Annotated in this window: 9 protein-coding genes; 1 reads left to right on the forward strand and 8 read right to left on the reverse strand. The window is 74.1% G+C overall.

Annotation, left to right across the window (positions count from 1 at the left end; genetic code table 11):
• Nucleotides 1-38: 38 nt before the first annotated feature.
• The gene (locus tag WMF43_RS29915; protein ID WP_437669810.1) at nucleotides 39-4874 is read right to left on the reverse strand and encodes an nSTAND1 domain-containing NTPase; all 4836 of its coding nucleotides are present in this window, start codon (nucleotides 4872-4874) and stop codon (nucleotides 39-41) included.
• 172 nt (nucleotides 4875-5046) lie between these two features.
• Here WMF43_RS29915 and WMF43_RS29920 point away from each other — a divergent pair, with 172 nt between their 5' ends.
• Complete coding sequence (locus WMF43_RS29920) at nucleotides 5047-5631, forward strand: Uma2 family endonuclease (protein ID WP_437669812.1); 585 nt, start codon at nucleotides 5047-5049, stop codon at nucleotides 5629-5631.
• Nucleotides 5632-5763: 132 nt separating this feature from the next.
• Here the strand turns inward: WMF43_RS29920 and WMF43_RS29925 are convergent, their stop codons facing one another.
• From WMF43_RS29925 to WMF43_RS29955, 7 genes are all read right to left on the reverse strand, one after another.
• Entirely contained in the window at nucleotides 5764-6078 is a 315-nt protein-coding gene (locus WMF43_RS29925) for a hypothetical protein (protein WP_437669813.1), read from the reverse strand.
• Between the two features lie 284 nt (nucleotides 6079-6362).
• Nucleotides 6363-6863 carry a GxxExxY protein gene (locus WMF43_RS29930; protein ID WP_437669815.1) on the reverse strand — a complete coding sequence of 167 codons (501 nt, stop codon included), beginning with the start codon at nucleotides 6861-6863 and terminating at the stop codon, nucleotides 6363-6365.
• A gap of 183 nt (nucleotides 6864-7046) precedes the next feature.
• Entirely contained in the window at nucleotides 7047-8315 is a 1269-nt protein-coding gene (locus tag WMF43_RS29935) for a lactonase family protein (RefSeq protein WP_437669817.1), read from the reverse strand.
• Between the two features lie 488 nt (nucleotides 8316-8803).
• Nucleotides 8804-11332 carry a hypothetical protein gene (locus WMF43_RS29940; RefSeq protein WP_437669819.1) on the reverse strand — a complete coding sequence of 843 codons (2529 nt, stop codon included), beginning with the start codon at nucleotides 11330-11332 and terminating at the stop codon, nucleotides 8804-8806.
• A 200-nt stretch (nucleotides 11333-11532) separates the two neighbouring features.
• Nucleotides 11533-12831: a hypothetical protein gene (locus WMF43_RS29945; RefSeq protein WP_437669820.1), complete on the reverse strand. Its 1299-nt coding sequence runs from the start codon at nucleotides 12829-12831 to the stop codon at nucleotides 11533-11535.
• Between the two features lie 216 nt (nucleotides 12832-13047).
• On the reverse strand, nucleotides 13048-13716 hold the full coding sequence (locus WMF43_RS29950; protein ID WP_437669822.1) for a hypothetical protein: 669 nt from the start codon (nucleotides 13714-13716) through the stop codon (nucleotides 13048-13050).
• Between the two features lie 9 nt (nucleotides 13717-13725).
• Complete coding sequence (locus WMF43_RS29955) at nucleotides 13726-15066, reverse strand: eCIS core domain-containing protein (protein WP_437669824.1); 1341 nt, start codon at nucleotides 15064-15066, stop codon at nucleotides 13726-13728.
• Nucleotides 15067-15139 lie beyond the last annotated feature (73 nt).

A 15139-nucleotide genomic window follows, 5' to 3' on the forward strand; every position in this document is an offset into this window, starting at 1 on the left:
CCTCCGGAAGCAGCATCCGCCCCCTCCCCTCGCCCCCGCTACTGCCGCGCCACGAGCCGCTTGCCCTGCGCCCGCAGGTTCGACACCGCCTCGCCCACGCGCTTCGCGAGCGGCAGCCCGCGCGGCACCACGATCCCCGTGGGCCCGCCGGCCCGGCCGAACGACCACGAGAGCGCCGAGCCCTCGGCGTCCCACGGCGCGAGCCGCTCCCGGCCCTCGGACGGCATCGCGCCGACGATCTCGCGCCGCATCAGGTCGAGCACCACGATCCGGTCGGCCGACGCGAGCAGCATCGTCTTGCCGTCGGGCGCGGCGGCGATGTCCTCCCACTCCGCCGCGCTCGACGCGTCGAGCACCCGCTCCGCGACGCCGCCCTGCCGCACCACGACGACCCCCGTCGCGTCGGCGAAGGCCGCGTCGCCCGGCAGCGGGCCGTCGGCGATCGCGCTCGCCCGCGGCGTGGCGTACCCGAGCACGCGCACCTCGCCCCGCTCCTCGTCGAGGCGCGCCACCGCGCCCGAGCTGAACGCGAGCCACAGGCCAGGGCCGACGCCGCCCCGCGCGGGGCTCGGGCGCGCGTCGTAGACGTAGCCGTCGGTCACCGCGAGCGTGCGCGACGAGAGGTCGCGGAACGACGTCGCGACGAGGTTGCCGTCGAGCTCCTGCGTGAAGAGCGTCCGGCAGGCGGCGTCGACGCCGAGCACGAACGCCGGCGCCCTCGGCACGAGCTCCAGGGTCGCGTCCGTGAGCGCGTCGAACACCCGCCACACGCCGACCTCCTGGCGGTACGCCGCGAGGCGGCCGTCGTCGCAGCGGCGCAAGAGGTGCCCCCTGCGCGCGGCCATCCGGCGCCGGGTGCCCTCGTCGTAGAGGCGCACCTCGCCGCCGATCTGGAACGCCACCGTGCCCCCGCTCCGCAGCGCCGCCGCGGCCGAGGCGCCCGCGTCGAGCGGCTCCGGGCCCCCCGCCGCATCGCGCCCCTCGAACCCGAGCAGGCGCTCCGCCGCGGGCGGGCCCGGGGTGAACAGGACCAGGTCGCGCGTGAGCATGCGGCCGTCCGGGAGCCGCCACCCGCCGAGGAACATGTGCGGCCCGACGTCGCGCTCGGCCACGTCGTTCGCCTCGCCGCGCGAGCGCAGCGGCCGCGGCGCGCGTTTCCCCGGCGTCGCCTCGCACGGCGAGCCCTCGGGCGGCGGATCGCCGGGGGCGCGCCCGCCCGCGCGGAGGTAGTGCCAGACGCTGCCGCCGCCGCCGCAGACGCCGAGGTCGAGGCCGCCCGCGTCCCAGCGCGCCGACGCGGGCGCCGGATCGGTGTCGAGCTCGAGCAGCGGCGCGCCGGGGCGGTCGAACGCGTAGATCGACGTCCTGCCCTGCTGCACGAGCGCGATCACGGGATCGCGCGGGCTGAACCGCCCGAGCACGGCGGGCGAGACCAGGGCGATCTCGGCGCTCCTGCCGGGCGCGGCGCCCGCGGCCGCGCCGCCTCCGCCCGCGGCCGCGCCGCCTCCGCCCGCGGCGCCTGGCTCCCAGAGCAGCGCCCTGCGCCCGAGCACCGCCGCGACGCGCTCGCCGTCGGGCGAGACGCCGAGCACGTTGCCGCGGAACGGGTGCCGGTCGACGGCGCCCGCGCCGCCGCCGCGCCGCATGTCCCAGCGCGCGACGCCGCCGTCGGTGGAGCACGCGAGCACGGGCGCCGCCTCGGCGACGTGGACCGCGCTGCTGCAGCGCACCGGCGAGACCGCCGCGAGCGCGACCGTGCCGCCCTCCTGCAGCCGGAAGACGTGGACCTCCCCGGTGACCGAGCGCGTGGCCACGGCCGTGTCGAACGCGAACGGCGCCCGCTCGACGTGCGGCGCTTCGTGCGGCCTGAACGACAGCACGCGCGGCGACTTGGCGCGCGCGACGCTCTCCGGGTCGGCGTCGAGCTCCACGCCCTCGATGACCTCGGGGTCCGGCGGGATCAGGTCGGCCACGATCATCGCGCCCCCCGGCCCGCCGGCGATGACCCAGCGGTCGTCCCACGGCAGCGCCGGCGCCGTCGCGCCGTCGAGCGTGAGGAAGTGCGCGCGCGGCAGGCCCCGCGCCGTGGCCGCGAGGTCGAGCGGCAGCGCGCCGTCGTCCGCGCGCCGCTCCATGGCCGCGGCGATCCAGGCGGCGCGGTGGTACGGATCCTCGGTGCGGCGCGATTTACCAATAATTTCCGCGAGATCGGCGCGCTCCTCGGCCGCCCGGCGCGCGGCCTCGGCGCCCGCCTGGCGCGCCGCGAACCACCGCTCGGCGGCGACGGCGGCGCCGAGCGCGAGGCCGATCGCGGCGGCGGCGCCGAGCTTCTTGGCGTGCTGGATGCGGGCGCGCCGCAGGCTCTGGCGGGCGAGGGCGCGCTCGCGCCGCGGGAGCCGATCGACGTCGACGGCGCCGGCCTTGATCTGGTCGAGCAGGTCGCGGCGGAGGAGGAGCTCGGGCTGCTCGCCGGAGCGGTCCCACGCGTCGGCGGCCTCGCGCAGGCGCTCGAGCAGGATGAGGCGATCCATGTGCGTCGCGCGCGTGGCGGCGAGGTGGGGCCAGCTCGAGACGAGCGCGTCGTGGGCGAGCTCCACGGTCCGGTCGCGGCGGGTGAGCAGGCGCGCGCGCTCGAGGGCGCCGAGTACCTCCGCGGCCTCGGCGGGCGAGGAGGTGGTCTCGACGAGCTCGTCCTCGGCCCAGCGGACGCGCGACCCGTCCATGGCGCCGAGGCGGAGCAGGAGCTCGTCGGCGACGGCGCGCCTGGGCGCGTCGAGGGCGGCGAGGGCCGCGTCGGCGTGGCGGGCGAGGGCGCCGCGGACGCCGCCGAGCCGGTCCCAGGCCTCGGCGTGGAGCGCGCCGGAGGCGTCGCGGGCGTCCCACCACGCGTCGAGGGCGAGCGCGACGAACGAGAGCGCGGCGCCGCCGCTCCGGAGCTCGCGCTGCACCTCGGCGGCGACGTGACCGAGGCCGCGCACCTCGGCGCCCGCGAGGGCCGCGGGCCGCGCGACGAGGTCCTTCACGGCGGCGGCGGCGGGAAGGCCGACGTAGCGCAGGGCGGCGCGGATCCCCTCGCCGGCGGGCGAGGCGAGCAGCTCCGCGGCGCGCTCGTCGGCCTCGTCGAGCACGCCGATGAGCCGGAGCCCCCGCGGCGTCTCGCCGGTGGCGAGGGCGGAGACGAGGGCGGCGAGCCGGCCGGCGCCGAGGGGCGCGATCGGGTCGACGACCAGCGCGACGCCGACGGGGGAGGCCATGCAGAACGTGGTGAGGGCGGCGAGGTCCGCGGTCTCGAGCTCGGGCGAGACGGCGGCGAGGGCGCGGGCGAGGGCGGCGTCGGGGTCGCCGCTCGGGGTGGCGGCGGGATCGCCGCTCGGGGCGGCGTCGGAGGCGCTGGTCGGGGCTGCGTTCGGCGTGACGCGCGCCTCGATCCAGTCGTCCTTGTGGTCGACGTGGCGGCGCGCGAGGTGGGGCACGAGGCCGGCGGAGGCGAGCGACGTCTTGCCGGAGCCGCGCGGTCCCTGGAGGATGACGCACGGCTCGAACTCGAGCTCGCGCCCGAGGCGGGCGATGTCGTCGTCGCGCCCGAAGAGGAGCCCTTCGTCGGTCGACGAGAGCGGGGCGAGGCCGCGGTACGGCGGGTCGGGCACGCCGTGGGGGCGCTCCCAGACCTCGTCGAGCAGCTGCTTCAGCCTCCCCGGCGCGACCCGGCGGTGCGCGGGGTCGATGGAGAGCAGGCGCACGAGGAGCGCGACGAGCCCGCGCGGGAGCCGGGCGGGATCGCGCGCGAGGTCGCGCATCGCGCCGCGCAGGGTGGCGGCGCGGAGATCGGCCCACCAGGCGCTCACGCGGGCGGGGTCGGCGACGTCGTCGGGCTCGGCGGGGACGTCCTGCGGGAGGCGGCCCGTCGCGAGCTGCACGATGCAGACGGCGAGCGCATAGGCGTCGGTGGCGGCGGTGGGCTCGGCCATCTCGAGCACCTCGGGGGCCATGAAGCCCGGGGTCCCGATGACGCTTCGGGCGGCGGCGGGGTTGTTTGCGCCGGCGAAGGCGCGGCGGGTGGAGGCGTAGACGTCGCGCTCGGCGAGGAAGGCGGCGGTGCCGACGTCGCCGAGGGCGCCGGGGGGCGTGACGGCGCCCGGGGAGGCGGCGGCGCGGGGAGAGGCGGCGAGCAGCGCGGCGCCGCCGGGCAGCGCGGCGCCGCCGGCGAGAGGGACGGTGCCGGCGAGGGCGACCGCGCCGTGGGCGGCGCCGCCGACGAGCGCCGGGGCCGCGCCGGCGGCGCGCGAGACGGGGCCGGACGGCGTGGGGCCGGCGCGCCGCGAGATGCCGAAGTCGAGCACCTTGAGGGCGCCGTCGTGCGTGAGGAACAGGTTGGCGGGCTTGAGGTCGAGGTGGACGACGCCGCGCGTGTGGATGACGTCGAGCGCGCCGGCGACGTCGCGCGCCCAGGCGACGACGCGGCGCCACGGGATGCGGCCGCGGTAACGGATCAGGTCGGCGAGGTTGCGGCCCTCGAGGAGCTCCATCGAGACGAACGGCGTCCGCGGGGTGCCCTGGAGGATGCCCGCGGCGTAGATCGTGACGAGCGACGGATGGCGGAACGAGGCGAGGAGCTTGGCCTCCTCGGCCCAGTCCGGGGCCTCGACGAAGTCCGAGACGAGCAGCTTGAGGGCGACCTCGCGGAACGGCGTGCCGTCGGGCAGGAGCTCCTCGGCGCGCCAGACGTCGCCGAAGCCGCCGCGGCCGAGCCTGACGCGGAGGAGGTAACGGCGGTCGAGGACGTCGCCCGGGGCGTGCGCGAGCCCCCCCGGCGGCATGGGGACAGGGCCGGGATCGCGGGAGGAGCTGCCCTCATCGACGAGCGTGCGGTCCATCGCAGGACGACGGTATCACCGGCGCGGGGCGAGGTGGACGGCCGTCCCCGTCCCGCGTCCTCCCGCTCCCGTGCGCGTGCGCTGGCTCGCCCCACGGCGCGGCCCCTCGCGCGGGCGCGCTCTGCCGGTCTGCTCATGGACATCGCCAACCTGGCGCGCGACGCTGTCGCTCATGGGCGTGGCACCTCGACGGAGACTCTCGCCGGAGGAGTACCTCTCCCTCGAGCGCGCATCCGACGTGAGGCACGAGTACGCGGGCGGCGAGATCTTCGCGATGTCCGTCGGCACCTTCGAGCACAGCGCCGTCGCCGCGAACATCGGCCGGCTGCTCCGCAACGCGCTGGGTGATCGCGGGTGCACGGCGCTGAACTCCGACATGCGCATCAAGATCCCTGCCGCGCATCGTTATGTCTACCCGGACGGCTCGGTCGTCTGCGGTCGTCCAGAGTTCGAGGACGAGCGGCGCGATACGCTCCTGAATCCGGTCCTCGTGGTCGAGGTGCTCTCCGAGTCGAGCGAGGCCTACGACCGCGGCGACAAGGTCGCGCACTACCAGACCGTGTCGTCGATCCGCGAGGTCGTCCTCGCGTCGCAGAAGGCGCCTCGGATCGAGGTCTTCACGCGCCAGGCGGACGAGAGCTGGGTGCTCCGGGTCTACGGTCCCGGCGACGGAGCTGCGCTGTCCTCGGTCGGGTGCGAGATCGCGGTGGACGACGTCTACCGTGGCGTGTTCGAGGCGGCGGTCCCGACGGGCTGAGGCCGCTCACGCTGCGCCCGTCCGCGGGACACGACACGACCCAGGCGCCATCACCGGCGCGGGGAGCGGGGGCACGGCTGTGGGGGGGCGTCCAGCGGCGTGCCGGAGACGCGGCCCGTGGAACGCCCGAGATCACCTGCACGAGCAGTTGTATCCGCCGGCCATCGTGTCCAGGGAATACAGACGACCGCTGGAGCCGCCGTCGTACTGGCGGCCGTCGACAAAGACGGTACAGCCGGCCACGACGGAGAGCCTCGTGACCCTGATAGACACGAAATAGTCGACGGCCACGTTCTCGCGGACCACCGTGGCCCGGGGCGGTGACCCGAGGAAAATCCGGCCGCATACCCGCGACTGCGCGCGATCGTCGGCGGCCGCGTCGGCCGCGAGCAGGATCGAGGGCAAGGTGAGGACGAGCGTGGCAATTGCCTTCGAGACGAGCTGCATGATTCACCCCCTGGCGGACTTGTGGGGCCGAGGATCCCTCGCCGGCAGGGCCTTGCGACGGGAACACGGTCCGGCTTGTCCGTGCGATCCTGCCACTCGGCTGCGGCCGCTTCGGTCCCCGTCTCCCGTCTCCCGTGCGCGATCCTTTCCGTGGCCGTCAACGATCTCCCATCAGCACCCGACGATGCGTATCGTCTTGTTCCCGCTCGCGACCACTACTGCGGATGCTCATCACGGAAAGAGAGAGAACGCCAAGAACGCCAAGAACGCCAAGAACGCCAAGATTATGAGAGAAGAACCACGCGCTTGATGCCGGTGCGGAGGACGGCCACGTTGAAGGTGATCACGAGACCAAGTCGAAGTCTTGCCGCCTTGAGATATGACAGGACCTGCGCGACGTGGATCGGGGCGATACACTCGGTGGCCTTGAGCTCGACGACGAGCTGACCATCCACAACGAGATCCATACGAGCCCGGCCCACGAGATTCCCCTTGTAGTCCACGCGGATGGGCACTTGCCGGGCGAACGGTATACGGCGCAAGGACAACTCGACGCACAGCGCTTCTTCGTAGATGGCTTCGAGGAAGCCAGGGCCGAGAGTTCGGTGCACTTCGATCGCGGCGCCGATGACGCAGCGGGCGAAGCGATCCAGCTCCGCGCCGGGCTCGCCCCTATCCTCTTTCTTGGCGTCCTTGGCGTCCTTGGCGTCCTTGGCGTCCTTGGCGTCCTTGGCGTCCTTGGCGTCTTCAACGTCCTTAGCGTCCTTGGTGTCTTGGCGGCTCATCTCATGTCTATCGACACACCCCCGCCCTCTGTTGCGTACTCCGCCGCAAAATTCGGTTGGCGCTCTGGATAGGGTGAGACACCTTGACGGTAACACAGAGGAACGCGCTGCCGCGTGCTGCGCGAGCAGCTCGCCCACCTCGGCCTTGGAGAGGGGCCTGCCCGGTGGGCGCTCCCGCTCCGCTCAGCGGTCGATGTCGACGATGAGCATGCCCATCACGCCCGTGGACGCGAGATCGTCGGGTAGCGCCAGCGTCTGCACGTGGGTCAGCCCGCCGCGCTCGTTCTCCTCATCCACCCGGAGGACGTGGATCTCGGGCACAATCGGGTTCTGCCCCAGCGAGGGCACGTCGAAGGCCCGGAGCTGGTAGAGGAATTTGCCGGCCGGATCGAGGGCGATGTCCGTCGCGCCCGGCCCCGTCTGACCGGGATCATAGACGCCGCTCGCGGCGATCGCGCCGTCCGCCGCGATCGTGTACCGCGTCAACGTCCTCGGCAGGAACGCCGCCGCCCAGAGATATCTGCCGTCCGGCGAGACGGCCAACCAGCACGGATCGAACTGATCGGCGTCCGTGATCACGTTGTTCAGGCCGAGGGTGCCGTCGTCTGCCAGCGTATAGGCGGCCACGCCGGGCGCAGGCAGGCCCGCCTGCCCGTCGGCGAGCGCCACGAAGATCTGGTCCGGCGCGGTCGGGCTGAACGCGAGCGCGAACGCGGCAGGGGTCTCGCGCTGGTCGGTCCGCTTGAGCGCGCCGTCCGCGCCGACCTCGAAGCTGTCGAGGAAGCTGCCCGCCGGCCGCGCCGCGACGAGCCGGCTGCCGTCATGGTTGAACAGGATATCGCTCGGGCTGTGCCCCTTGTCGACCGCGACGGTCGCCCCGGGGATGGGCTCCAGCGTTCCGTCGCTGCGCACGGTGAACCCGGCGTAGCTGGCCTCCACGAAGTCGCTCGGATCCGCGCCCGGGGGGTTGCCCTCGTTCACCACGAAGAGCCGATCGGCGTGCAGCGTCAGGCTGACAGGGCGCCTCCCGCCGGAGGGCGATGTACCGAGGAGCGTCAGCGAGCCGTCGTCCTCGATAGCGAACGCGGAAATCTCGTCGCTGCCGGGGTTCACCGCGAACACGCGCTCGCCGTCGGAGACCAGCGCGTGCTGCTCCGCGCCGCCCGTGAACGGATCGCCCTTGCCGCCGGTCATGGTCCGCCCGAGGTGGGTGAGCCTCCCCGTCTCCGGGTCGCGCGCGAACGCCTCGATGCCGTTCTCGCCGTCGGGGTTCGTGATCGTGTAAGCGAAGCTCTTCTTCGCGTTGCCGGGCGCGCCGCCGGAGCCGCCGGAGCCTCCTGCGCCGCCGGAGCCGGGCGCTCCCGCAACGCCGGAGTCACCGCACCCGACCAGCGCCAGCGACGTGCTGACGATCGCGACCGCACCCAGCCAATGACCCATCCGTTTGTTCATGGTCCCACCTATCGCGTCAATCCGCGTGGTTCTTGTCAGAGCGCACGTTCGTGTGGCTCGCGCGGTACTACGCGGCGGCGCGGTAGGGGTTTCGCGAGGCGCGCCCGGGCGCGGCGGAGGTGGCGCGCAGGGGCGTCGAGCGCCCCTCGTCGTCGCGCGACCACGCCGCCGCTCGGCGAGGGCACGGAGCGCTCCCGGATGAGGCGGTGATCGGCGATGTCCGCAGGGGCTCAGAACATGACCGCAGGCGGATCAGGGGGCACCACGATCCGTGGACCGGTGGCATCAGCGAGCCGCGTGAAATCCTGTTCGTTGAACGTAAGCAGCACGCCGGCGCCGGCCGCCTCCGCCGTCGCCAGATGAAGCGCATCGAAGATCGCCCCGGACGCGCAAAGCGAACGGGAGTCGACATCGTGCTCGGACGATGGGCTCCGTTCTTACTCCCACGCGGCGCGCGCTCTCCGCCCCGCGCGCTCCCCTTCCCCGCTTTACCCGCCCGCCGCCTCGACCAGCGCCCTCAGCAGCGGCGGCATCCTCCGCGCGTCACACGGCGCCTTCACCGCCCTCCCCGCCACGACCGCGCTCAGCTGGCACATCCCCTGTCGCGGCAGGTGGTCCATCCAGTAGAGGTCGAACCTGTCCTCGTGCAAGAGCCGCTTCACCATCGGATCCAGCGGCAGCATCAGCCCCTCGCGGAAGCGGGCCAGATAGACCACGTTCGACAGCCGCACCGGCGAGTTCAGCCCGATACGGCGCCGCGTCCCGGACGCGAACGGCCCGGTGTGATCGATGAACTCCACGGTCTGGAGATCTCCATAGAGATCCGGCTCGGTCTTCTCGACCGTCACCAGGGTCCACGCGCAGAGCGGGCGCTGCGCGCGGAGCAGCGCGCGCGTCATCTGCTCGAAGTCGGGCAGGTCGGCGGCCGCGCGCGCCTCGGTGTAGTGGCCGTGCGCGAACTGGTTGCGCTCGGCCTGCATCAGGTTCGAGAGCGTCTCGAACGTTTGGTTGTGCGACAGCTTGACGTCGAGCACCTCCCTCGCCATCGAGCCGATCGGATCGTCGCGGTCGCCGAACGCGCGCGCCGCGGTGCGCGCGAGCTCGCGCCACGCGCCGAGCGCGAGGCCGTCGCGCGTGCGCGTGCGGCCGTAGAAGTCGAGGAGCGCGCCCCAGCCCTGGGGAACGCCGCCCCCGGCGCCCGAGCCCCCCGCCCCGCTCGGGCTGCTCTCCCTGCCGCCGCTCGCCGGGCCGAACGAGCCACGGCCGCCGCCCGCGCCGCCCCCGTCGCCCGATCCGCTCGCTCCGGCGCCGCCCCCGCTGCCCCCGCCGCGCCCCGCCCCGGGGGCGCCGCTGCCGCCGCTGAAGTAGGCCGACACGAGCACCGTCGCGATGAAGCGCCACGTGCCCTCGAGCACGTCGAACAGCATCTTCACGCGCTCGATCGCGCTCGACGCCCCGATCGCCGCCCGCACCCGACCAGCGATCGGGTACGGCAGGCCGCCGCTCAGCGCCGAGAGCACGCCGTGCGGGTCGCTGCACTCGCGCGAGATCTCCGCCGCGCGCGCGCCGGCGTCGGCCTCGTGCAGGAGCTCCCACGACAGGGTCCGCGCGTGCTCGACCTTGCCGTCCAGGATCGGCGGCCGGGCGTGCCAGTCGCACTGCACCGCGCTCGCCATCGCCGCCGGATCCGCCTTCCAGGGGACACACGCGGCGACCACGCCGGCCGCGAGCGGCGCGATCAGCGCCCCGGGCCCCGCGTGGCTCGCGACCACCGCCGCGAGCTCCTGCGCGAGCGCCCCGATCACGTGCGGGCCGACCGCGCCGAGCGCGCTCTGCTCCTCGATGCCAAACAGGACCGTCGCGCGGCGCCCGCTCTGCGACGCGCCCAGCACCTCGGACGGCGCGGCGAGGCGCGCGCTCGCCGCGCCGCCGCGGAGCTCCGCCGCGCCGGAGGGGCCCGGGGCGCCCCGCGCGCGCTCCGCGGCGAGCGTGGTGATGGCGTGCACCGCGAGCTCGACCTCCCGGCCGGCGGCGTCGGCGTTCCCCGCGAGCGTGAAGTAGCCGCACACGAACGGCCCGACCCCGGCGGCCCCCACCGCCTCCGCCGCGCGGCGGGCCGCGGCAGACGCCTCCGCGGCGCCCCCGCGCACGAGCGCCGCGGCGGCGCCGTCCGCGTCGCCGACCGGCAGGTCCGGCCACAGGCGGTGCAGCGCGACCAGCGCGGCCGCCGCGCGCGAGGCGGCGCCCGGAGGCGGCGCCGCGGCCTCGTCCGTGCGCGACGCCGCCCCCGGAGGCGGCGCCGCGGCCTCGATCGGCCGGACCAAAACCAGCGCCCCCTCGCGCCCCCGCGAGAGGAGCGTCGCGCACTCGTGCTCCAGGCCCGCGCGCGCGAGCAGGCCCGTCGCGGGATCCACCGTGCCGGCGGGGACCGACAGCGCGGCGTAGCGGCGATCGAAGAACGTCGCGCGCATGCCGCCGACACACACGAACGTGCCGTGCACGAGCGGCGACTCCTCCCCGCGCGCGAGGTGCCGCGCGCCGACCTGCACGGGCACGCTGCACTGCTCGCGGCGGCGCAGCCACCAGCGCACGCCATCGTGACGCAGCGTGGCCGCGAGCCGCGACGCCGCGTCGGGGACCACGAGCTCGTTGCGCTCGTCGCCCACGCGCTCCGCGCGGCCGAGCCGCAGCACCCCGACCGGCTCGAGCCGGAGCTCGTGGATGTACCCGTCGCGCCCCTCGATCCGCAGGCGATCCGGCGCCGGGATCTCGCCGCGCCACAGCGAGAACCCGGGCGACTGCGTGAGCCAGAGCGTCGCGCCGTTCGCCGCGGTCGTGCGCAGCTCGGCCCCGGGCGCGCCCCCGGCCTCGCCGCCCCCGGCCCCGCCGCGCCGGGCCCCGTCGCCCTCGGCCGGCGGGATGCTCTCACCCGCCGCGGGCGGCATGCTCTCGCCCGCCGCCGGCGGGATGCTCTCGCCCGCCAGAGGATCGCCGCCGCTGCCTCCTGCGGCCGTCACGCGTGCCTGTCCATGGTCATGCCCGGCGCGCGATCCACGCCGGGGATCCCCGCCGGGTCCACGCCGCGCACCGCCCGAGCCCCCGGCGGGGTCATGCGCCGATTACCGCACCGCGCCACGGCAAATTCAACGCAAATGCGCCGCGACGTCTTTCCCGAAGCGCCGCGGTCGCGCCCGCGGGCGTCATCCCACCCCCGGCCTCAGGCCGGCGCCGGCCCCTCCGGGCCGGGAGCCCGCTGCCCGAGCAAACGCGCCAGGAAGATCGCGTCGACGGCGATGAGCAGGAGGTCGAGCGGCAGGCGGAAGCGGATCCTGCTGAAGAACACCGCGTGGGCGAACGCGCTCGCGACGTAGATCGCGACGAGCCTCTTCTCGAGCGGAAGCAGCGGGAAGCGCCGAAAGAGCGCGAGTCGAGCCACGAACAGGAGCAGGAGTGGGCCGTACGTCGCGAGCATGACCAGATCTTGCCAACCTGCGCCCTCGCCCTCCGTCGCCAGCTGGTTCCGGAAGGCGAAGTAGTGGAGCACCTTCGAGAAGTAGAGCCCGAGCGCGTCCAGCTTGTTCTCGAGGACGTACCGCACGCCCTGCGATCGGAGGTAGGCGTCGCGCTCGATCTCGTTGAGGCCCGCGGCGGCGGCGTCGCGCAGGTGATGGCTGATGTCGACGTTCACGCCGGAGCCGCCCGTGGCCTGCTCCGAGTTCCCGAGCAGGAAGTTCAGCCCCGAGTTCGACGAGACGAGCACGAAGGAGTCGAACGCCAGGTAGTTGCGCACGGACCAGGCGCCCACCACCGCGACCAGCGCGGCCGCCGCCACCACGGCCGAGCGGAGATCCGGCCAGAGCAGCAGGAACAGGAGCGGCAGCAGGAACAGGAACGTCGGCACGACGAGCGTGAGCGCGCCCATCGCGACGCCCGCGAGCGCCGCGCTCCAGAGCCGCGCGCGGCCCGCCCCGCGCGGCAGAGGCGCAGGATCCGCCGCGCCCGCTCCACGGAAGAGCAGCGCCAAGGAGAGCACGAGCAGGAACGCAGCCACCGTCTGCGGGTAAAGGGTGCCTGCGGTATAAAAGAACACCGGGTAAGCCAGCGCGAGGCCGACGGCGATGAGACCGGCCCGGACGCCGGCGGCGCGCTTCACCAGGTGGTGTGTCAGGAGCAACGAGCCCGCGAGCAGGACGAAGTTCGCGAACCGGATCAGGACCACGCCGGCGCCCGAGAGGAGCAGCGCCGCGATCAGCGCGGGATATCCGGGCGGCCGGAACGCGGTGGGGCCATCCCTGTTCAGCGTGTACTCGCCCCGATCCGCGAGGTAACTCGCGATCTTGAAATACTCGCGCTCATCGTAGTACCGGAGCGCATCGCCGAGCCGGAGCGAGTACACGAGCCCGGCGATCAGGAGCAGCGCAATACACACCCCGACGACGTGGCGCTCTCGGAGCTCGAGCCACGAGAGCGGGCGCTCGATACGGCGAGAAGCCCACGCGGCCGCCCGGTTCAGCATGAGCGCCCGAGACTATCGACGGCCGGAGCCGCGATCAAGCGGGATCGCGCGCGGTTTCGAGGTGCTCCAGGACGTTTCGGAGACGTGAATTCCGAGCTGCGCGACGGCCGCGGCAACGCGCTCACTGCGTCAGGTAGAACCAGCCGAGGCACATCTCGTCGCCCGTGACACTTCGGTCATGGGAGGAGGGCGCGTCGCGCGGGCGCCGATCACAACTCACCTCAGCAGCAGGCTGTACTCCTGGTCCGCCCAGCGCTGAAGGTCGCGCTCCATCCTGGCCACGTCCGCGACGCCCGGAGCAGCGGCCACCGCCTGCTGGTCCAGGAACTCGACCAGCGCCAGCCACTCCGCCCGTCGCGTTCGCCGGGCGGCCTCGTTGTCCAGCGCGGTGCGCCCCTCGAGCAGCGACGCCAGGTCTTGCCCCTGGAGATCGGCTTGCCCCGCCCAGAGGCGCACCGCCTCCGGATCGTCTTGCTCCCATACAGCCACGAAATGGGCATCAATGCCCCGGTCCGCGCAGTACACGCACGACGAGGTCAACACGCCGGGTTCTTCCTGCCGCGAGACGGCCACCACCAGGGCGTCGCAGCCCTCCAGGAAGGCCGCGTCGGCCGGCCCCGTCTCGCCCGGCTCATCGGGCAGGGCGAGGTGATTCTGAGTCAGCCATGCCGCCGTATCCGCCAGGAGGTGGCTGGGCCAGGTGATGCCGGGCCAGCGCTCCTCGAACGCTCGCAGGTAGCGGCGCATCGGGAAGCGCGCCGCGTCCAGCTGCAGCGTTGCGGGCAACCCATAAAGCAGCCGGAAAAACGCCCCTGGGACAGCGTCCCAGTCCATGCCCGACGCTGCCTGCCTGAGCTGCTGGAGTGCGGCCTCTCTGTCCCTCATGGCGCAAGCCTAGACGATGCCGCAGCGGTTGGTAAGCCGCGGGCCCGTCGGACTATCCTGGCAACACGGGCAGCAGACGATGCTGGCCACGTAGTCCCGGCCGCTGCGGACGTTGTAGTGTCTTCCGCGCCCAGCGCACGGGCCCCTCGTGGCGACCGCGGGAGAGCGCAGGCTCAGGCTGGGATTGCCGGTCCGCGCCTTGAGCGCCCGGAGCGCTGCTTGCTCGCTCGGGTAAGTATAGAAGGTCGGCAGCCCGTCGCAGAGGATCTCGCCCGGGTGCTGCGTCGCGCAGCTCGCTGCGGTACGCGGCGGCGAATCCACGCGTGGCTCGCTCCGCTCTCCGGTCCTTGTGGCCGCGTCCGGCGCGGGGGTGGTCCCCGTCGGAGAGGCGGTTGCCTCGATCCAACGCCGAAGCATCTCCGCCTGCTCGGCGTCCGGAATGCGCGGGAAGAGGTCGCCCGGGGGGAACGAGCGGCCGAGATCAGGGGCGCGCGGCGCGGGCGAGGTGTGACACCCGCCGATGCAGACCTGGAGGGGATCGTCCAGCACCGTGTACCCGAGATCCTCCAGCGCTCTGCGCAGCTGCGAGATCTGCCACTCCTCGTGGAGCCCGATTCCGAGGAGCACCGCGAGGAGCGCGACGACCGCGACCCCGGCGACGACGATGCCCATGCCGACCGCTGCGCCGCCCCCTGCAGCGCTCGCGCCGGTGCCGGCGGCGCCCACGCCGGTGCCGGCAGCCGTCCCCGTGCCGACCGCAGCACCGCCGAGGGCCGGTCCCGATGCCACGAAACCGAGGGTGATGAACTCAGGCCCAGCAAGACCCCTCCTGATCGTCTCCTCGTCGCCTCCCGAGGAGCGCGCCAGGTTGTAGAGCGCGCGGAGCTGCGCGTTCGTGATCACCATTCCACACCGCCTCTCGGTGCGGCAACGGCGGATCGCATCCGCGCGTCGCGTGTCTCCGCGCCGCCGGTAGGCGGCCTCGAGCGTCTCCGACGTCGCCTCTGCGGGGACGGGCCGCGGCTCGCCCTCCGGCGCCCGCTGCACGCGCTCGCGGCCCTGCGGCAGGTGCTCCTGCTGCATGACATGCACCAGCTCGTGCGCGAGGAGCGCCTGGCCACCCGGCGATTTCGGCGCGTATTGACCCGACGCAAAGGCGATGTGGCGACCGACCGTGAACGCGCGCGCGCGGAGCGCGCCCGCCGCAGCGGCGGCGGCGGCGTCGGCATGGATGCGGACGCGGCCGAACGCGAAGCCGAGCTGGCGGCCGAAGAACGATTGAAGCGACGCGTCGAGCGGGGCGCCGCCTCCCTCGAAGCCCTCGATCGTGGCGGCGGAGGCTGCGTCCATCGCCGCCCGCGACGCTTTTCAACCGGCGCAGGTCCTGTATGCTCCCGCGCCCTCCGCAGGACCGCAGTCGCCG

The sequence above is a fragment of the Sorangium sp. So ce131 genome (assembly GCF_051519095.1).
In the GTDB taxonomy this organism is placed as follows: Bacteria; Myxococcota_A; Polyangia; order Polyangiales; family Polyangiaceae; genus Sorangium.